Here is an 18,293-nt window from a genome sequence, read left to right as displayed (position 1 = left end):
GCGGCTGCTCGCCTCGGGGACGCCGCCCCTGGCCGACCCGGCGCCGGGGTTCGCCCCCGGCGGCCGGTACGGGCGGGTGGAGGAGCTGTTCCGCGCCCAGGTGACCGACTACCAGAGCAACGGCTGCCACGTGCACGTCGGCGTGCCCGACCGGGACACCGCCGTGCACGTGGTCAACCACCTGCGGCGGTGGCTGCCGACGCTGCTGGCGCTGGGCGCGAACTCCCCGTTCTGGGCGGGGCGCGACACCGGCTACGCGAGCTGGCGGATCGTGGAGCAGTCGAAGTTCCCCGGCTCGGGGGTCACGCCGCGCTTCGCGGACGCCGCCGCGCACGACACCGCCGTGGCCCGCCTGGTCGACCTCGGCGTGCTGGTCGACGCGAGCCAGACGTTCTGGTTCGCCCGGCCGTCGCCGCGGTACCCCACCGTCGAGGTGCGGGTCGCGGACGGGGCCGCCACCGCGGCCGAGGCCGTGCTCCAGGCGGCGCTGACCAGGGCGCTCGTGCGCGCGACGCCCGACGACGCCGCGCCGGAGCTGGACGGGCAGGTGCTGGCGGCGGCGGTGTGGTCGGCCGCGCGGTACGGGCTCGACGGCGACGGCGTCGACCCGCTGACCGCGCGGCGCGTGCCCGCCACCGCGCTGCTGGCGGCGCTGCTCGACCACGTGTCCGACGCGCTGGGCGACGACCGCGCGCTGGTGCGGTCGCTGGTGGACCGCGTGCTCGCCGACGGCAACGGGGCGCGGCGGCAGCGGCGGGCCGGTTCCCCGGAAGCGGCCGCGATCACGTGCATCGAGGCCGGAACCGGGTAATCCACGCGCATGACCACTGTGGACCGGGCCGTCGAGTCGGCCGTGCTCCCCGCGCCGCGCGGGCCGTTGTCGGAAGCCGTCCTCGGCGCCCTGCGCGGCACGCCGCCGGCCGTCGCGCTGCCGTCGTCGGTGGCGGCCGACCCGTACGGCGAGGACCTGCAACTGGCCCTGCACCTGTGCTACGAGCTGCACTACCAGGGCTTCGAGGGCGTCACCGACGACTGGGAGTGGGACCCGGAGCTGATCAGGTTCCGGGGCCTGCTGGAGACGGCGTTCCTCGACGCGCTGCGCGCCGACGTGCCCGGCGGCGCCGACATCACCGGCGTGCTGGACGAACTGCTGGTCGAACCGGTCGAGGGCACCGGCGTCAGCCACTTCCTCAAGGACGAGGGGGAGTGGTGGCAGGTGCGGGAGTTCTTCGCCCTGCGCTCGATCTACCACCTGAAGGAGGCCGACCCGCACGCCTGGGTGATCCCCCGGCTGCGGGGCCGGGCCAAGGCGGCGCTGGTGGCGGTGGAGTTCGACGAGTTCGGCGGCGGGCGCGGCGACCGGATGCACTCGCGCCTGTTCGGGAACCTGCTCCTCGGCGCCGGCCTGTCCGACCGCTACCTGGGGTACCTGGAGCAGGCGCCCGCGGTCGTGCTGGCCACGGTGAACCTCATGTCGCTGTGCGGGCTGCACCGGTCGCTGCGCGGTGCGCTGGTCGGCCACTTCGCCGCCGCCGAGATCACCACCGCGCCCAGCGCCGCCCGGATGGCCAAGGCGTTGACGCGGCTGGGCGCGCACCCCGACTGCGTGGAGTTCTACACCGAGCACGTCGAGGCCGACGCGGTCCACGAACAGGTGATGCGCCGGGACGTGATCGGGGACCTGCTCGACCACGAGCCGGAACTGACCGAGTCGGTCGTGTTCGGCGTGCAGGCGACCGAGCTGCTGGAAGCGCGCCTGGGCGAGCACCTGCTGGGCGCGTGGCGGAAGGGGCAGTCGGCGTTGCGACTGCCCCTTCCCGAGCACGACCAGGACGCCTAACGGCGTTTGCGGTGGCTCGTGTCGCAGAGCGGGTAGCGCTTGCTGCGGCGGCACGAGCACACCGCGACGAGGAACCGGTCTGACTCGACCACCGTCCCGTCGTCCAGCTCCACCTCGACCGGCCCCTCCACCAGGAGGGGCCCACCGGGCACGACGGTCACCTTGCGCGCGTCACGCGGCGTCGGCACGGACCACCACCAGCTCCTCCTCGGTCTGACCGGGCGCGATCAGCCCCTGCTCCTCCAGCCACCGGGCGCGCGAGCGCATCACCGGTCCGAACGGGATCGTGCGGCGCGCGACGACCGACGCCTTGAGCCCGCCGCCGCGCAGCTGGTGCAGCGTGGTGTCGGAGTCGCAGAGCGTCGAGTGCACGATCAGCCCGACCCCCTTGTCCGCCAGCAGCAGCGGCATCACCGCGCACAGCCGGTCGAGCACCGCGCGGCCCCTCAGCCCCGCGTCCCAGGCGCGCGCCGGCCCCGTGTCGGGCACGCCGACGCTGGGCACGTACGGCGGGTTGGCCGTGATCAGGTCGTAGCGGTCCTCCCCGACGAGATCGCCGAAGTCGCCGTGCCGCGCCTTGACCCGCACCCCCCGCAGCGCGCCGTTGACCTGGGCCGCCAGCACCGCCCGGCGGCACCGGTCCACCGCCGTCACCTCTTTCGCACCGGCCCGCGCCGCGGCGACCGCGAGCGCGCCGGTACCCGTGCACACGTCCAGCGCCCGTCCACCGCGCGGTACGCCCGCGTCGGCCAGGGCCTCCACCATCAGCCACGTGTCGTCCTGCGGCCGGTAGACCCCCGGCGGCCTCCACATCCACATAGGAGTGTGGTTCCCACCATTTTCCCCGACAAACGGGGCCGGCGCACGAGGGTTCACCGACCCCAGACCGGGAACCCTTCTTCCCCGGGAGAGGAGGTGCCCCATGGGCGTCGTCGAGTCCGCCCGCGCCATGGCCAGGGAACAGGTCCTCCTGGCCGTGCTCGGCATCCCGCGCCTGCTGTCGCACCCCGCGTGGCGCGACGCCGACCCCGACCAGGGCCGCGGCACCGGCGTGCTGCTCGTGCCCGGGTTCGGCTTCGGCGACCTGAGCCTGCGGCTGACCGCGACCTGGCTCCGCGCCCGCGGCTACGTGCCGACCGGCGCCCGCATCGGCCTCAACGTCGGGTGCACCACCGAGCTGGTGGACCGCCTCGAACAGCGGCTGGAGGCCCACCACGAGGCCACCGGCGGTCCGGTGGTCCTGTTCGGGCAGAGCCGCGGCGGCGGGCTGGGCCGCCTGCTGGCCGTGCGCCGGCCGGAACTCGTGCGCGGCCTGGTGATGCTCGCCAGCCCCGTCCTGGACACCCTCGGCGCGCACCCCAGCGTGCTCCGGGTGGCCCGCACCCTGGCCCGCCTCTCCGCCGCCGGCCTGCCCGGCCTGCTGGACGAGGACTGCTTCGCCGGACCGTGCTACGACACCAACTCCACCGCCCTGGGCCGCCCGCTGGACGTGCCCGCGCTGGCGTTCTGCTCGCGCAACGACGTCATCGCGCCGCCCGCGCTGTGCGCCGACCCGTGCGCCGAGTGCGTCGAGGTGGGCAGCACGCACACCGGCATGGCCCTGGACCCGCACCTCTACGAGCTGCTCGCGCCGCGCCTGGCGGAGTGGGCGAGGACCCGGGAACCGGTGTCCCTGGCGGGCTGAGCACGTGGGAGGATCGCCGACGTGGTCGAACCACCCGCCCGGCTCGTCGCGTTCGGCAACCAGCTCGTCCAGGTGCACGTCGCGCTGCGCGAGCGCCTCGGCGACCTGGGCGAGCACCTCACCGCGTCCGACCTGCGCGACCTGCGCGCGCACTGCCTGTCGTTCTGCGCCGCCGTGACCCGCCACCACACCGCCGAGGACGAGGGCGCGTTCCCCGTGCTCGCGCGGGAGCACCCGGAGCTGCGGTCGGTCCTCGACGAACTCGCCCGCGACCACCGGATCGTGGCCGACGCGCTCGCCGCCCTCACCCGCCTGGTCGAGGAGGCGGGTGACGACGAGCGTGCTCGCGCGGCGCTGCGCGCGGAGGTCGCCGGCGTGGCCGCGCTGCTGGAGACGCACTTCACCTACGAGGAGCGCAAGGTCGCCGCCGCGCTGTCGGGCCTGACCGGGAAGCTCGGCGCGGCGGACGCCGAGCTGGTCGGCCGGGCGACCGAGGTGCCCCGGTAGCCGGTCGCGCCGGTGGTGGTGTTCTCGCCGTGGAAGCAGAGCCACAGGGGTCGGTCGCCGGAACTGCCGCTCGGGTGGGCCGGGGTGGCCCTGGCGTTCGGTGACGAACTCGTACCACTGGTCCCTATTTCTTCAGTGTTGACCAAAAGATGTCAACGGTGTGGTTGTCGCCGGCGGTGCGGTTGCCGGGTGCGGTGGGTGCGTTGCATCCGGTCGTCTCGGCGGTGAGCGCGTCGAAGTCGGTGTTGTTCCTGGCGTGAGAGGTATGTCAACAGTTCGGTGGTTGGTCAACAATGCGTGGTGATCAATTCACTCTGAGGTGTTGATTTTTATGCGATCCTCCCCGAGTGCGGCCACCCTGCGACGCCGCACTCGGGGAGGAGACACCCAATCGTGCGACACACATCCCTGCTGCATCCCCTTGCCTTCGTCGTAGCGGTCGCGGCGGTCGCCACGGCCCTGTTGGTCCCGAGCACCGCGGTCGGTGCCGCGCCGATCACCGTCGCCCAGGCGGTCGCGCAGCAGAACGGCGCGTCGGCGACCGTGCGCGGGTACGTCGTGGGGCAGCCCACCGCGACCACCACGGTGGTGCGGTCGGGCTTCCCGTCCGACTACGCGCTGGCGCTGGCGGACTCGCCGTCCCAGACGTCCACCGGCCAGATGTTGTACGTGCAGGTCACGTCGTCGTTCCGGGCCCAGTGGGGGTTGCGGAGCAACCCGTCGCTGATGGGGCGGCAGGTCGACGTGACCGGTTCGCTGGGGGCGTACTTCGCGCACCCCGGGCTGACGTCGCCGACCGCGTTCGCGTTCGCGGGGACCTCGCCGACGACGACCACGACCACGACCACGACCACGACGACCACGACGACCGCGACGCGGCCGACGACCACGACGTCGGCGCCCGGTGGCGGGTACGACGACACGTACTACCGCAACGCGATCGGCAAGTCGGGGTCGGCGTTGAAGACCGCGCTCAACGGGATCGTCAGGACGCAGACCAAGCTGTCCTACGACCAGGTGTGGGAGGCGTTGAAGGTCACCGACCAGGACCCGGCCAACAGCGCGAACGTGGTCCTGCTGTACTCGGGGCGGTCGCAGTCGAAGACGACCAACGGCGGTGACGCGGACGACTGGAACCGCGAGCACGTCTGGGCGAAGTCGCACGGCGACTTCGGCACGGCGACCGGTCCGGGCACCGACGTGCACCACCTGCGTCCGGAGGACGTGTCGGTCAACGCGAACCGGGGGAACAAGGACTTCGACACGGGTGGTTCGGCGGCGGGCGAGGCGCCGGGCAACTACACGGACGGTGACTCGTGGGAGCCGCGCGACGCGGTGAAGGGCGACGTGGCGCGGATGCTGTTCTACATGGCGGTGCGTTACGAGGGCGGTGACGGCTGGCCGGACCTGGAGCTGAACGACAGCGTGAGCAACGGGACCGCGCCGTACCACGGTCGGTTGTCGGTGCTGCTGCGGTGGAACGCGCAGGACCCGCCGGACGCGTTCGAGAAGCGGCGCAACCAGGTGATCTACGACAGCTTCCAGCACAACCGCAACCCGTTCGTCGACCACCCGGAGTGGGCGTCGTCGATCTGGGGCTGAGTGCCCGTCGGGCCGCCGCCCGGTTCCCGTGTTCGCGGGGGCCGGGCGGCGGGCGGGTGCGGTTCACGGGTGTCGCGCGCCAATTGCGCGGTCGGCGCCGCAGGATTGCGGTTCCGGCGGGGAGAACGCGAATCGCGTCGTTCCGGTCGGTGGCGTTTTCGGTTCCGTGGCCATTGGTCGCGGAAAGCGGATCACCGCAACCGGGCCGCCACCCGGCCGGGCGTCGATTCACCCCGTGCGGCGGGAATCACGGGTTCCGCGCAGATGTTCTTGGCCACCGACAGCAACTGCACCACGTCCGTGGCGAAGGCGAACCCCCGCGCGTGCTGGTCGCCGGTGCCGTGGAACAGGCGGTAGGCGCGGATCACCCATTCGGTCAGGGCGTCGTCGCGCATGACCACGTGCTCGCGGTGCCCGTTCACCAGCACGGTGAGCTGTGCGTGGTCGTCGTCGTCGCAGACCGCGAAGTGCCCGACCGCGCTGCCCCGCTCGAACTCGACCGTGATCCGCCGCTCCCGCACCGGTGAGGTGAGGTCCGAGCAGATCTCCGTGCGCACCCCGCTGTTGTGCCGCAGCCCGATGCGCGCCCCGCCCATCCGGGGCGCCACCGCCTCGCCCACGACCATGTCGAACCCGGCCGCGTGGGTGACCCGGGCGCTGCCCGCCAGCCGCAGCGCCAGGCCCACGCCGTGCGGCAGTTCCACGTCGAAGGCCGTGGACCGGTCCGGTGCGGTCAGCGTGCGGTGGAACCTGGGTTTGTTCAGCTCCATCGACACCGACCGCGGTTCGCCGAGCGACCCGCCGCGCACCAGGTTCACCAGCCGTTCGGCCAGCGCGCTGGTCAGCCACGGTTCGACCACGGCGATCCGCAGCCCGTGGCGGCGGCGCAGCCGGGTGACCCGCGCGAGCTCGTCGGTGTCGGCGGCCAGCGGTTTCTCCACGACGATGTTGCGGAACCCGCGTTCGGCCAGTTCGGCGACCACCTCGGCGCGGACGGCGGGCGGTGTGCACACGTGCGCCACCGCGTCGTCGGGGTCGAGCAGCGCGGCGGCCTCGGCGAGGCCGCCCACCACCGTGACGCCGGGTAGTTCGGCGAGCGGTCGGCGGGGGTCGCACGCGACCACCGGGCGGTCGTCGAACAGTTGCCGGACCGAGGACCTGGCCCTGGCCAGCGCCGGGAGGTGCAGCTCCGCGCCCGCCCGGCCCAGACCCACGACGAGTGTGCGCACCAGATGAGCCCTGTCTTGTCTCGAAGGCATCGTGAATAGCGATCGAATTGATCGCTTCGACGTTGTCCTAATCGCGCCCGGACTGTCAACACGCGTCCGGCGAGTTGACCAGGAAGAGTGAACTGGTCGGTGTGCGGCGGCTCTCCCCGTTGCCTGCCATACGCTCGGCCCCGGAACGACGACCGCGGAGGTGAGTGCGCTGACCGTTCCATTCTTCCCGAAATCGGTGCCATTTCCCGGGGTGCCCGCCGATATGGTCCCGGCGCATTGTCGGTCCGCGCGCGGACCCCGGGGGTGCGCGTGACGACCAGGACCGCCCGCCGCCCCGCGGCGCCCGCCGTGCCCTGGGCGGGCCCGGTGGACCTGCCGCTGGCCGGCGAGCTCGACGTCCAGGCCGCCTGCGGCCTCATGCACGTCCACGGCCGTCGCTTCGGCCGCCCCACCCCGCTCGGCCTGGACTACGCCTCCGTCGTCGCCGCGGAGCTGGCCGCCACCGGCGTGGCCGCCGCCGGCCTCGGGTACCTGCGCGGTCTGCCACCGCGCGCGGTGCGGACCTCGGTCGCGCAGGCCGCGCTGCTGGCCGTCTCGCCCCACCTGGCCACCGCCACCGCCGACGACCCCGAGGGCCCCTTCCACGTCGGCGGCCCCCCGTTCGTGTCCGCCGACGGCGTCGCGTTCGAGGTCGAGACCACCGACGCCGGGGCGTGGCAGCGCTTCTGGACCGCCCTGGGCGTGGAGCCGCGCACCGCCCGGGTCGCCTGGCGCGCCTACGCGCCGCGCCACACCACCGCCACCTGCCCGCTCCCGCCCGCCCTCACCGCGGTCGCCGCCCGCACGCCCGTGGAGTTCCTCGAACGCGTCGCCGCCGCCACCCGCGTGCCGCTGGTCCGGGTCGCCCGCCGCGTCCTGGACCACGTGCCGGCGCGCGACCTGCGCCCGCAGGCGCCCGCGCCGCACCCGCTGCGCCCCGCGACCGGCAGCTTCCCGTTGTCCGGCCTCGTCGTCCTGGAGTCGTGCACCCGCCTGCACGGCTCGTTGGCGGGTCAGCTCCTGCGCCACCTGGGTGCCACCGTCATCCGCGTCGAACCGCCCGGTGGCGACCCGCGTCGGGACGACCCGCCCCGCGCCGCGGGCGTGTCCGCCCACTTCCACGCCCTCAACCGCGGCAAGCGCTCCGTGGGCGTCGACCAGGCCACCGTCGCCGGCCGGCGCGAACTGCTCGAACTCGTCTCCGCCGTCGACGTCCTGCTGCACGACTGGGCGCCCCGCGCGGCGCCCCTGCGCCCCCGTGACGCCGCCCGCGCCAACCCGGGTCTGGTGCAGGCCCACGCCGCGGGCCACCTCGACGGCCACCCGCACGCCGTCGGCGAGTCGGCCGCCCAGGCGCGCGCGGGCGTCCCCGACTCCCTGATGGCCCTCGTCGAGACCTACGGCGCGGTGGTCTGCGCCCACGGCGTCGTCGAGGCCCTCGTCCACCGCGCGAGGACCGACACCGGCCACGTCGTGACCACCTCCCTGCTGGGCGCGGCGTCGCGGTTGAACAGCCGGGCGGCCCGCCGCGACACCGCCCCGCTCACCGCCGAGGTCCGCACGGACCTGGCCGCGCTCGCCCGCGACGACCGCTTCGCCCGCGTGATCACCCGCGACGGCTGCGCGGTGCCGACCTCGCCGTGGGAGTTCGCCTGACGCACCTCCGGGCCCGCCGCGCGGGACGGGCGGGGACGCGGCTCGGGGCCGCTCGGGCACAATCGGCCGGTGAGCACCAACTGGGCAGGCAACGTCACCTTCTCCGCCGCGCGCACCGCGCACCCGACGTCGGTCGAGGAGGTCCGGCGGCTGGTGGCCGGCGCGGACGTCGTGCGGGCGGTCGGGACGGGCCACTCGTTCTCCACCGTCGCCGACACCGCGGGGACGCACGTCGCGCTCGACGCCGTGCCCGAGGTGTTCGAGGTCGGTGACGGGGTCGTGCGCGTCGGGGCCGGGATGCGGTTGGCCCGCGTCGCCGAGTTGGCGCAGGCCCGCGGGGTGGCGCTGCCGGCCATGCCGTCGCTGCCGCACATCTCGGTCATCGGGGCCGCGGCCACCGCCACGCACGGGTCGGGCAACGACGTGCCCTCGCTCGCGAGCCTGGTCCGGCGGGTCGAGCTGGTCACCGCCGACGGGGACCTGGTGGCGCTCGGCGACGGCGACGAGGGGTTCGACGGGGCCGTGGTGGCGTTCGGCTCCCTGGGGGTCGTCACGCACGTCGAGCTGGACGTGGTCGACACCTTCGACGTCGAGCAGCGCGTGTACGACGACGTGCCCTTCGACGTGCTCGTGGAGGACTTCGACGCGGTCTTCGGCGGCGCCTACAGCGTCAGCGCCTTCACCACCTGGCAGGACACCGCCCGGGTGTTCGCCAAGCACCGGGTGGGGGACGCCCGCACGCCGCTCGGGCACGGTCGGGAGGCGGCGCTGGCCCGGCACCCGGTGGACGGGCAGCCGCCGCACCACTGCACGCGGCAGCTCGGGGTGCCCGGTCCCTGGCACGAGCGGTTGCCGCACTTCCGGGCGGACTTCACGCCCAGCGTCGGCGACGAGCTCCAGTCGGAGTTCTTCGTCGCGCGGGAGCACGCGGGGGAGGTGCTGCGGGCGCTGCGGGAGGTGCGCGACGTCGTCGTGCCGGTGCTGCTGACCTCCGAGGTCAGGACGGTCGCCGCCGACCGGCAGTGGATGAGCACCGTGCACGGGCGGGACAGCGCGGCGTTCCACTTCACCTGGAAGCCCGACGCCGAGGGGGTCCGGCGCGCGCTGGAGCGGGTCGAGGGGGTGCTGCGGCCCTTCGACGCGCGGCCCCACTGGGGGAAGGTGTCACTGGCGTCGGGCGTCGCGGGGCGGTACCCGCGCGCCGCGGATTTCGAGCGGTTGCGCGCCCGGTTCGACCCGGCCGGGAAGTTCCGCAACGCGCTGGTCGACGCGTGGTTCACCGGATGAGTGCGGGGGTCGCCGGTGCTTCGTCACCCGGCACAGCGTCAGGTGCCCGACCTCGCCGGGGGTCGGCGACCCGGTGCGGTTCGTGCGGCGGGCGTGCGACGGCGGCGCGGCCCTTCCGGGCCGGGTGGCGGACCGGGACACCGACCCGCCACCCGGCCCGGGGCCGGTCCGCCGCGCGCGGCCCTCACAGCCGGGCGAAGCGGCGCAGCGCGTCCAGGTCGGGCACCACCACGTCGCGGCGCAGGTGGCTGACCACCACGCCGGCCTTGCGCAGGTCGGCGAACGCCTTCTCGGCCGTGCGCGGCTTCATCCCGGCGATGGAGGCCAGCTCGACCTTGGTCAGCGGGATGCCCAGCACCCAGCCGCCCACCTCCTGCCTGCCGTGCGCGCCGACCATCTCCGCCAGCACCCGCGCCACCCGCTCGGCGGCGGTGTGCGACAGGAAGTCCCGCCGGCGCCGGTTGGCCCACCGCAGCTGGTCGTCGATCACGCCGATCAGCTCCACGAACCCGTCGTTGCGGCGGTGCAGGAAGTTGTGCAGCTCCGCGCTCGTGATCAGCTTCGCCACCACGTCGCCGCAGGTCACGATGGTCGCCGACCGCGGCTTGTGGTCCATCGCGGCCATCTCGCCGATCAGGTCGCCCGCCACCCGCACGGTCAGCACCGCGGTGTCCCCGGCCTCGTCCGAGACCATCACCTTCACCACGCCGTCGAGCAGCAGGAACGCGTGCGTGTCGGTCGCGTCCTGCACGATGATCTCCCGGTCGGCGGCGTAGCGCACCGTCGTGCCCAGGTTCACCAGCTCCTGGCGGCTGGTCTCGCGCAGCCGCGCCAGCAGCGTGCCGGTGGGCCACTCCGGCGTCACCGCCACCGCCTGCCGCGCCGCCGGTGCCGCGGGCTTCGCGGTGGCCAGCGAGCGGCCCGCGTCGGCGAACGAGGCGTAGCCGCGCTCGAACGACGGGTCCGGGCCGGCGCCCGACAGCAGCGCCTCGCAGGCCCGCCGCTGCTCGTCCAGCGCCACCACCGCCGGGTGGTCCGCGCCCAGCGCCGCCACCGACCGGCCCGCCGCGTCGCGCACCACGTCCAGCAGCCGCTGCGTCTGCGCCCGCGTGCCTTCCACGTGCGCCAGCTCCAGCTCCGCCGACGCCAGGTTCGCGGTGGCGATCACCGCGTGCGGGTGGTCGGAGCCGAGCCTGGTGGAGGTGCGGTCGGCGGCGGCGCGCAGGCTGGTCAGCGCCGGTCTCGCCCGCTCGGCCGACCGGTGCGCCCGCGCCAGCTCGAACTCCGCCGACGCCAGGTTCGCCTGCGCCACCACCGCCCTGGGGTGGTGCGCGCCCAGCGAGTTCAGCGCCCGCTCCGTCGCCTCGCGCAGGTCGGCCAGCGCCTCCGCCAGCTCCTCGGTGTCGCCCTGGTCGCGGGCGATCCGGAACCGCGCGGTCATCAGGCCCAGCCGCACCACCACCGTCTGGGGGTGGTTGACGCCCAGCACCGCCGCGTTGCGCTGGAGTGCCAGCTCCAGGGCCCCGGTCTCGGTCGCCGTCGCCCGTTCGACCGCCACCGCGACCGACCCGACCGCCACCGGGTCGGGCGAGGGGGCCAGGAAGTCGCCGAGCACCTGCCTCGGGGGGGCGCTGCGCCCGAACACCGTGCCCGGCACCCGCCGGTGTACCGGTCGCACGGCGCCGTGCCCGTTCCGCCCGTGTTCGCCCCGCGCGCGCGACCCGCCCCGACCCCGGGCCACGGAGACCAGCGCCTGCTGGTCGCGCACCCGGGCCGCCTCGGGACCCGTCGGGTCCACCAGGGCGAGCATCGACACCAGCAGCGCGTCCGCGGCGTCGGCCGAGCCGAGCCGGGTCAACGCCGCGGCGCAGCGCAGCAGCCGGTCCGCGTCGCGCCGCGTGCCCGCCGCGTCCAGCGAGCGCGCCAGCTCCACGGCCAGCCGCCGCGCCGCGGCCCGGTCGGGCGCGGAACGTGACAACACTGCTTCCAGTTCGACCATTCGGCTGTTCATCCGGCACCCCTGGTGGTTGCTCGGTCCGCGACGGTGCGGTGCAGGCGTTCGGACGCAGGGCTCCGTCGTTCGGGTGCGGTCACTCGTACCGCCGGAGTGGAATCGTCGTCCATAGCGGCGATATCGGTGGCATCCGGCATTCGTTAGCGCAGCCCATGACATCGTTACGGTACGAATGGTCGGATGATTCGAACCAATCCGCAATAGTGCGGAAAACCGCGCAAGCGGCCAGGTCGTTCGACGTTCGACTCCGCAAGCTTGCCATTGGGAACCGATGAGTTCCGATAGTAGGGGGCCGCGGGTCGGACCATTCGCGGAACCGGTCGCGCCACGATCGCGCCGACCCCGTTCCCGCGCCGCCGACGCGCCCCGGCGGGGCGGGGAACTTCACTCGAAAGAAAGCCGAGCGTGACCGGGTCCGCGCCCGCCCGCCGGGTCTAGCGTGGGGCGCGTACCGACCGGAGGAGGGTGCAGGCCGTGCTCACCACGAACTACGTCCCCGGCGTCCCGAGCTGGGTGGACCTCGGCAGCCCGGACGTCACCCGGTCCGCCGGGCACTACCGCGGCGTGTTCGGGTGGACCTTCCACCCGCTCGGGCCGTCCGAGGGGGAGTACGGCGTGTTCCGGCACGACGGCCGCACGGTGGCCGCCGTCGGACCGCTCCCCGAGCACGGCGCGCGGTCGGCGTGGACGGTGTACTTCCACACCGCCGACGCCGACGCCACCGCGCGGGCCGTGGCCGAGGCGGGCGGCGAGGTGCGCGTCGAGCCGTTCGACGTGTTCAGCAACGGCCGCATGGCGCAGCTCACCGACCCCGGCGGCGCGGACTTCGCGATCTGGCAGCCCCGCGACACCGCCGGGCTGGACGAGGTCACCGGACCCGGCTCCCTCGGCTGGGTCGAGCTCCAGGCCCCCGACCCGGCGGGCGTGCACGACTTCTACCGCTCCGTGTTCGGCTGGACCGTCACCACCGTGCCCGCCGACGACGGCGACTACACCGTGTTCACGCCGGAGCACGGCGACGACGACTCCTCGTTCGGCGGCATCGCCGACCTCCAGGAGGGCCAGCAGGCGCACTGGCTGCCCTACTTCGAGGTCACCGACACCGACGCCGCCGTCTCGCGCAACGCCGCCCTGGGCGGTCGCGCCGTGCTGCCCACCGGCGACCTCCCCGGCGTGGGTCGCATGGCGTGGCTGGAGGACCCGTTCGGGGCGCGCTGCGCGGTGATCACCAGCTCGACCGACTGACCACCCGCCCGGCCGACCACCCGCCCGGCCGACCGCCCGGCCGGCCGACCACCCGCCCGGCCTGCCGGTTCACCAGGTCGGCATGATCGCCTCGGGGTAGCGGGAGCCGGCCGCGCCCCGGGGCAGCACCTCCCGCACCCGCGCCAGGTCCTCCTCCGTCAGCACCACCCGCGCCGCCGCCACGTTCTCCGCCAGCCGCTCCGGGCTGCGCGTGCCCGGGATCGGCACCACGTCCTCGCCCTGCGCCAGCAGCCACGCCAGCGCCAGCTGCGCCGCGGTCGCGCCCTTCTCCCGCGCCAGCGCCGTCAGCGCCGCGACCGCGGCGGCGTTGCGCTCGTAGTTGCCCGGCTGCCACCGGTCGTCCCAGCTGCGCATGTCGTCCGCCGGGTACTCGGCGGCCGGCCTGACCACGCCGGTGAGGAACCCGCGGCCCAGCGGCGAGTACGGCACGAACCCGATGCCCAGCTCCCGCACCACCGGCAGCACCTCGACCTCGACCGCGCGCTCGAACACCGAGTACTCGGTCTGCAACACCGACACCGGGTGCACGGCGTGCGCGCGCCGCAGCACGTCCGGCCCGGCCTCGCTCATCCCGAAGAAGCGCACCTTGCCCTCGGCGACCAGCTCGCCGACCGTGCCCGCCACGTCCTCGATCGGCACGTCCGGGTCCACCCGGTGCTGGTAGAGCACGTCGACGTGGTCGGTGCCCAGGTGCCGCAGGCTGTTCTCGGCGACCTCGCGGATGTGCTCGGGCCTGCTGTCGAGCTTCGCGCCGACGTTCGCCGGGTCGGTCAGGTCGAAGCCGAACTTCGTGGCCAGCACGACCTCGTCCCGGAACCCGGCCACCGCCCGGCCCAGCAACCGCTCGTTGTCGCCGGTGCCCATGCCGTACAGCTCCGCGGTGTCGAACAGGGTGACGCCCAGCTCGTGGGCGCGGCGGATGGTGGCGACGCCGTCCGCCTCGTCGCCCGCGCCGTACGCCATGGTCATGCCCATCGTGCCCAGGCCGATCGCGCCGACCTCCAGGCCCTGCGCGCCGAGCGTCCGGGTGGGCAGGTTCCGCTGCTGTGTCATGCCACCGACGCTAGGGCCCGCCCGCCGCGCCGGCATGGGCCGTGAACCGCATAGGATTGCCCGATCCTCTCACCGTCCCGTTCGGAGCGCCCGTGCTCGACCAGCTCGCCGCGGCCGTGGGCCGCCACCGCAACGGCCTGTGGTCCGGTTCCACCGCCGTGCCGCGCCTCACCGTGGTCGCCCTCGACGAGGTGGTCAACCCCCTCGACCTGCGCTACGAGCCGATGGTGTGCTTCATCGCCGAGGGCGCCAAGCGCACCGTGACGGGGGAGCGCAGCCGGTTGGCGCGCCGCGGCGACATGTTCCTCAACTCGCTCGACCTGCCCGTCACCGCCGTGTTCGAGCAGGTGCCGTACCGCTCGGTCGTGCTGCACCTCGACAGCGGCGTCCTGGCCGACCTGCTGCTCGAACTCGACGGCGAGGACCCCGCCGCCCCGGTCGCCGGGCAGCTCTCCGCCACGATGAGCCCGGAGCTCGTCGACGCCGTCACCCGCTGGGTGCGGCTGCTCGACACCCCCGACGACATCCGGCCGCTGGCCGCCCGCGTCGAGACCGAGGTCCTCTACCGCCTGCTCGGCAGCCCCCTCGGCCCGACCCTGCGCCAGTTCGCGGCCACCGGCTCGGCCCTGAGCAGGGTGCGCGCCGCGGCCGACTGGATCGCCGCCCGCTTCACCGAGCCCATCACCGTGGGTCAGGTCGCGGCGGTCGCGCACATGAGCCCGGCCACCCTGCACCGGCACTTCAAGGCCACCACCGGCATGAGCCCGCTGCGCTTCCAGAAGCACCTGCGCCTCCAGGAGGCACGGCGCCTGCTGGTGGCGGGCGACACCACGGCGGCGCACACCGCCGAGGCCGTCGGCTACGCCAGCGCCACCCAGTTCACCCGCGAGTACCGCCGCGCCTACGGCCTGCCGCCGGTGCGCGACGCCGCCCGCCTGCGCGACCGGCTCGCCGACAGCCGTCCCTGACCGACCGCCGGTCCCGGTCGGCGGTCGCCCTCAGGCCCCGGCCACCCGGAACCGCAGACCCGTCGCGGGCGCCGGGTCGGTGTGGCGCGTCTCCACCACCGGCCCGACGGCCACCGACGCCACCACCGCGCGCCAGAACGCCGCCGCCCCCGGGTTGGCGTCGTCGAACCGCAACGTCCACCCGCCGGGGCGCAGGGCGAACAGCCGCCGCGCCGCCTCCCGCGCCACGCCCGTCCCCCGGTGACCGCGCACCACGAAGAACTCCGCCACGTTCCACGAGCCGTCGTCGTGCACGTCCCCGCGCGCCATCGCGAAACCGGCCGGCTCGCCGGACACCGTGATCAGCCGCGCGTCGCGTTCCGCTCCGCCGAAGTACGCGTCCAGGTAGGGGTAGGGGAACGTCCCGTCGGCGCCCAACCGCATCGGGCGCACCTCCGAGAAGTCGTGCAGGTAGAGCTGGAGGAGAGCGGCCAGGACCGGTTTCGCGGCGGGGGCCAGTTCGACGTCCACGGTCGGCCAGTGTGGCCCACCGGAACGGCCGGGGCCGGCGGGTTCCGCGTTCCGGGTACCGCAGCGGAACACGGGACTTCGGTCCCACCCGCACCCTCCATGGGGCATCCTGTGGCGTCCGAGGACCCCCGTTCGGCGGTAGTGCGTTCCGGGGACGGATCTTGTCGGCCGCGATCGACGTCGGCTGACTGTCACGATGACCATGAACGCAGGAGGCAGTCGATGACTGTTGCCCACGACGACCCCCACGTCGCGCGGCTGTTCGAACAGATGGCACTGCTCGTCGCCGACGAGGTCGGCGACCCCCTCGACCTGCACGAGCAGCTGGTGGAGCTGGCCGTGGCCAACTCGCCCGACGTCGCCAGGTACTGGAAGCAGGTCGGTCACGGCGTGGGCGTCCCCGACGCCGCCTACAAGGACGGCGGGCCGCACCTGTTCCCCGACGCGCCCGTGGTCCGCGTGTTCCGCACCAGCGGCACCACCGGCAGCGCGCGCGGCGCCGTCCGCTACTCCCGGCCGGGGCTGGAGCTCAAGGGGATCGCCATCGCCGCCGGCGCGCGGCGCGTGATCGCCACCGAGCCGGTCCGGCCCGTCGTGCTGGCCTTCGCGCCCACCGAGGAGGCCGCGCCGGACATGGCGATCGCCTTCGACATGGCGCGCATCGTCGAGGCGTGCGGCGACCCCCGGCTCAGCGCCGCCGTCGTCGGCGCGGACGGCGTCGACTTCGCGCTGCTGGAAGGACGACTGGACGCCGCCGTCGCCGAGGGCCTGCCCGTCGTGCTCGTCGGCGCGACCTTCGCGTTCGTCAACATCTGCGACGCGCTCCAGGCGCGCGGCAGGAGCTGGCGGCTGCCGCCCGGGTCGGTGATGTACGACGGGGGAGGCTTCAAGGGCCGGTCCCGCGTCATGACCGTCGCCGAGCTGCGCGCCACCGTCGGCCGGCTCTTCGGCGTCGAGCGGTTCGGCAACATCTTCGGCATGACCGAGCTGGCCAACCAGCTCTACGACGCGAGCGACACCCCCGTGGGCCCGCTCGGGGAACGCCCCAAGGCGCCGCACGCCGCCGGCGGCGCACGGGTGCGCGACCCCCGCACCCGCGAGCACACCACCGAGGGCCCCGGCCTGCTGGAGATCACCGACCTGTCCATCCTCGACCGGCCGCACGTGCTGCTCACCGGGGACCTGGGCATCGCCACCCCCGAGGGCGTCGCCATCGCCGGCCGCATCGCGGGCAGCACCAGCCGCGGCTGCTCCCTCACCCTCGACGAGATGACCGGAGGTGCCGCGTGAGCGTGTCCTGGACCCCGACGTGGGCGCGGCCCGGCGGCGCGTCGTTCGTGCTCAGCGCCAACGGGCACGAGTGGCGCGGCACCAGGCCCACCGACTGGGCCGCCCTCGGCGAGGGCCTGCGCGCCGCCCGCGAACGGCTGCGCGAGCTGCCCGTGCGCCGCATCGTCGCCGCGATCGACACCGCCGCCGAGCGGTGGGCCAAGCGCGACCTCGCCGAGCGCCGCGCCGCCGTGCGCGACGCCGCCCTGGTCACCGGCATGTCCGAGGAGACCATCGACCGCGCCCTGGACTCCGAGCTGGGCAGCCTGCGCGCCGAGTCGCTGCTGGCCTCCCTGACCCGCGAGCTGGGCGACCCCGAGGTGCTCGACGGGTTCCGCGGCGGCACCACCGCGATCGGCCCGCGCACCGTCCTCGCCGTGTTCTCCGGCAACGTGCCGGGCCTGCCCGCCCGCTCACTGGTGCGCGCGCTGCTGGTCAAGGCGAGCGTGATCGCCAAGGTCCCGGCCAGGGAGCCGCACTTCACCGGCGCGTTCCTGCGCACCCTGCACGACGTGGAGCCCGTGCTGGCCGACGCCGTCGTCGCCACCTACTGGGACCGCGACGACCACGAGTCCCTCGACGGCGCGCTCGGCCAGGCCGACGCGGTCATCGCCTACGGCGGCGACGAGGCGTGCGCGGCGATCCGGGCCAGGGTGCTGCCGCACCAGGTCTACGAGGAGCACGGCCACAAGCTGTCCTTCGGCGTGGTCGCCGACTCCTACGTGGAGCTGCACGGACCCGCCGAGGTCGCCCGCCGCATCGCCAAGGACTGCAGCGACTTCGACCAGCACGCCTGCCTGTCCCCGCAGGTGTACCTCGTGCAGGCCGGGCACGCCCGCGCGGTCGCCCAGCACCTGTCCGACGCCATGCGCCGCGCCGCCGCCGACAGCCCGCCCGGGGCGATCGACGACCTCGACGCCGCCGCGCTCCAGCGCCGCAGGCTGGTCGCCGAGTGGCGGGCCGCGACCGCCGACGACAGCGAGGTCTGGGCCCCCGAGGGTCTGGAGTGGACGGTCGTGCTGGACGACGTGCTGCTGCCGCTGAGCGGCTCGGGCAACCGGGTGGCGCGGATCGTGTCCGTGCCCGACCTCGACGCCGCCGTCGAGCAGGTGCGGCCGTACGCGAAGCACCTCCAGAACGTCGCCCTCGGCGCGGTCGGCGAGGAGGCCGTGCGCATCGCCGGCGACCTGGCGGGGCTGGGCGTGAGCCGGGTCTGCGCGCCGGGCGCGATGACCGCGGCGAGCTTCACCTGGCTGCACGACGGACGGCCGCGCATCGCCGGCCTGGTCCGCTGGTGCGACGTCGAGCTGCACCCCGA

16 protein-coding genes and 2 pseudogenes are annotated in these 18,293 nt (G+C 74.6%); 12 read left to right on the top strand and 6 right to left on the bottom strand.

Annotated elements, in window-relative coordinates:
- Both ACR807_RS35265 and ACR807_RS35260 read left to right on the top strand, forming a co-directional pair.
- Positions 1 to 811 (top strand): carboxylate-amine ligase (locus ACR807_RS35265; RefSeq protein WP_438925836.1); only part of this gene is annotated, 811 nt, incomplete at its 5' end.
- Between the two features lie 9 nt (positions 812 to 820).
- A complete protein-coding gene (locus tag ACR807_RS35260) occupies positions 821 to 1,840 on the top strand; it encodes an iron-containing redox enzyme family protein (protein ID WP_438925835.1) in 1,020 nt (339 codons plus the stop codon).
- Here the strand turns inward: ACR807_RS35260 and ACR807_RS35255 are convergent.
- Together ACR807_RS35255 and ACR807_RS35250 are read right to left on the bottom strand one after the other, a co-directional pair.
- Positions 1,837 to 2,028, bottom strand: coding sequence for a CDGSH iron-sulfur domain-containing protein (locus tag ACR807_RS35255; RefSeq protein ID WP_438925834.1), 192 nt, complete (start codon positions 2,026 to 2,028; stop codon positions 1,837 to 1,839). The genes ACR807_RS35260 and ACR807_RS35255 overlap by 4 nt on opposite strands.
- The gene (locus tag ACR807_RS35250; protein WP_438925833.1) at positions 2,012 to 2,659 is read right to left on the bottom strand and encodes a HemK2/MTQ2 family protein methyltransferase; all 648 of its coding nucleotides are present in this window, start codon (positions 2,657 to 2,659) and stop codon (positions 2,012 to 2,014) included. Before ACR807_RS35250 ends, ACR807_RS35255 begins: the two co-directional genes overlap by 17 nt.
- Positions 2,660 to 2,762: 103 nt before the next feature.
- On the opposite strand from ACR807_RS35250, the gene ACR807_RS35245 reads away from it, so the two are divergent.
- The 4 genes and pseudogenes from ACR807_RS35245 to ACR807_RS35230 all read left to right on the top strand — a co-directional run.
- Positions 2,763 to 3,524, top strand: coding sequence for an alpha/beta hydrolase (locus ACR807_RS35245; RefSeq protein ID WP_438925832.1), 762 nt, complete (start codon positions 2,763 to 2,765; stop codon positions 3,522 to 3,524).
- Positions 3,525 to 3,545: 21 nt separating this feature from the next.
- Positions 3,546 to 4,031, top strand: a complete 486-nt coding sequence (locus tag ACR807_RS35240; RefSeq protein WP_438925831.1) for a hemerythrin domain-containing protein — start codon at positions 3,546 to 3,548, stop codon at positions 4,029 to 4,031.
- A 393-nt stretch (positions 4,032 to 4,424) separates the two neighbouring features.
- Positions 4,425 to 4,829, top strand: a pseudogene (locus ACR807_RS35235) (DUF6359 domain-containing protein); the annotation flags it as partial.
- 120 nt (positions 4,830 to 4,949) lie between these two features.
- Positions 4,950 to 5,633, top strand: a pseudogene (locus tag ACR807_RS35230) (endonuclease I family protein); the annotation flags it as partial.
- Positions 5,634 to 5,824: 191 nt separating this feature from the next.
- Here the strand turns inward: ACR807_RS35230 and ACR807_RS35225 are convergent.
- Positions 5,825 to 6,862: a Gfo/Idh/MocA family protein gene (locus ACR807_RS35225; protein WP_438925830.1), complete on the bottom strand. Its 1,038-nt coding sequence runs from the start codon at positions 6,860 to 6,862 to the stop codon at positions 5,825 to 5,827.
- Positions 6,863 to 7,162: 300 nt separating this feature from the next.
- On the opposite strand from ACR807_RS35225, the gene ACR807_RS35220 reads away from it, so the two are divergent.
- Positions 7,163 to 8,548 carry a CoA transferase gene (locus ACR807_RS35220; RefSeq protein ID WP_438925829.1) on the top strand — a complete coding sequence of 462 codons (1,386 nt, stop codon included), beginning with the start codon at positions 7,163 to 7,165 and terminating at the stop codon, positions 8,546 to 8,548.
- Positions 8,549 to 8,617: 69 nt separating this feature from the next.
- A complete protein-coding gene (locus ACR807_RS35215) occupies positions 8,618 to 9,835 on the top strand; it encodes an FAD-binding protein (RefSeq protein ID WP_438925828.1) in 1,218 nt (405 codons plus the stop codon).
- A 184-nt stretch (positions 9,836 to 10,019) separates the two neighbouring features.
- Here ACR807_RS35215 and ACR807_RS35210 read toward each other — a convergent pair whose 3' ends face one another.
- Positions 10,020 to 11,846 (bottom strand): Crp/Fnr family transcriptional regulator, encoded by a 1,827-nt coding sequence (locus ACR807_RS35210; RefSeq protein ID WP_438925827.1) that lies wholly within the window; start codon positions 11,844 to 11,846, stop codon positions 10,020 to 10,022.
- 477 nt (positions 11,847 to 12,323) lie between these two features.
- Between ACR807_RS35210 and ACR807_RS35205 the strand changes: the two genes are divergently transcribed.
- Positions 12,324 to 13,094 carry a VOC family protein gene (locus ACR807_RS35205; protein WP_438925826.1) on the top strand — a complete coding sequence of 257 codons (771 nt, stop codon included), beginning with the start codon at positions 12,324 to 12,326 and terminating at the stop codon, positions 13,092 to 13,094.
- A gap of 69 nt (positions 13,095 to 13,163) precedes the next feature.
- Here the strand turns inward: ACR807_RS35205 and ACR807_RS35200 are convergent, their stop codons facing one another.
- Entirely contained in the window at positions 13,164 to 14,168 is a 1,005-nt protein-coding gene (locus ACR807_RS35200; protein ID WP_438925825.1) for an aldo/keto reductase, read from the bottom strand.
- Between the two features lie 92 nt (positions 14,169 to 14,260).
- Here ACR807_RS35200 and ACR807_RS35195 point away from each other — a divergent pair, with 92 nt between their 5' ends.
- Positions 14,261 to 15,136, top strand: coding sequence for an AraC family transcriptional regulator (locus ACR807_RS35195; RefSeq protein WP_438925824.1), 876 nt, complete (start codon positions 14,261 to 14,263; stop codon positions 15,134 to 15,136).
- A gap of 30 nt (positions 15,137 to 15,166) precedes the next feature.
- Here ACR807_RS35195 and ACR807_RS35190 read toward each other — a convergent pair whose 3' ends face one another.
- Positions 15,167 to 15,646: a GNAT family N-acetyltransferase gene (locus tag ACR807_RS35190; RefSeq protein ID WP_438925823.1), complete on the bottom strand. Its 480-nt coding sequence runs from the start codon at positions 15,644 to 15,646 to the stop codon at positions 15,167 to 15,169.
- Positions 15,647 to 15,868: 222 nt separating this feature from the next.
- On the opposite strand from ACR807_RS35190, the gene ACR807_RS35185 reads away from it, so the two are divergent.
- Positions 15,869 to 16,936 (top strand): acyl-CoA reductase, encoded by a 1,068-nt coding sequence (locus ACR807_RS35185; RefSeq protein ID WP_438925822.1) that lies wholly within the window; start codon positions 15,869 to 15,871, stop codon positions 16,934 to 16,936.
- Positions 16,933 to 18,293 (top strand): acyl-CoA reductase (locus ACR807_RS35180; protein WP_438925821.1); only part of this gene is annotated, 1,361 nt, incomplete at its 3' end. The genes ACR807_RS35185 and ACR807_RS35180, both read left to right, overlap by 4 nt.

This window comes from Saccharothrix sabaoui (genome assembly GCF_051756985.1).
Taxonomy (GTDB): domain Bacteria; phylum Actinomycetota; class Actinomycetes; order Mycobacteriales; family Pseudonocardiaceae; genus Actinosynnema.
Note: the sequence above shows the minus strand (reverse complement) of the source record. Positions and strands in the feature narration are given on the sequence as shown.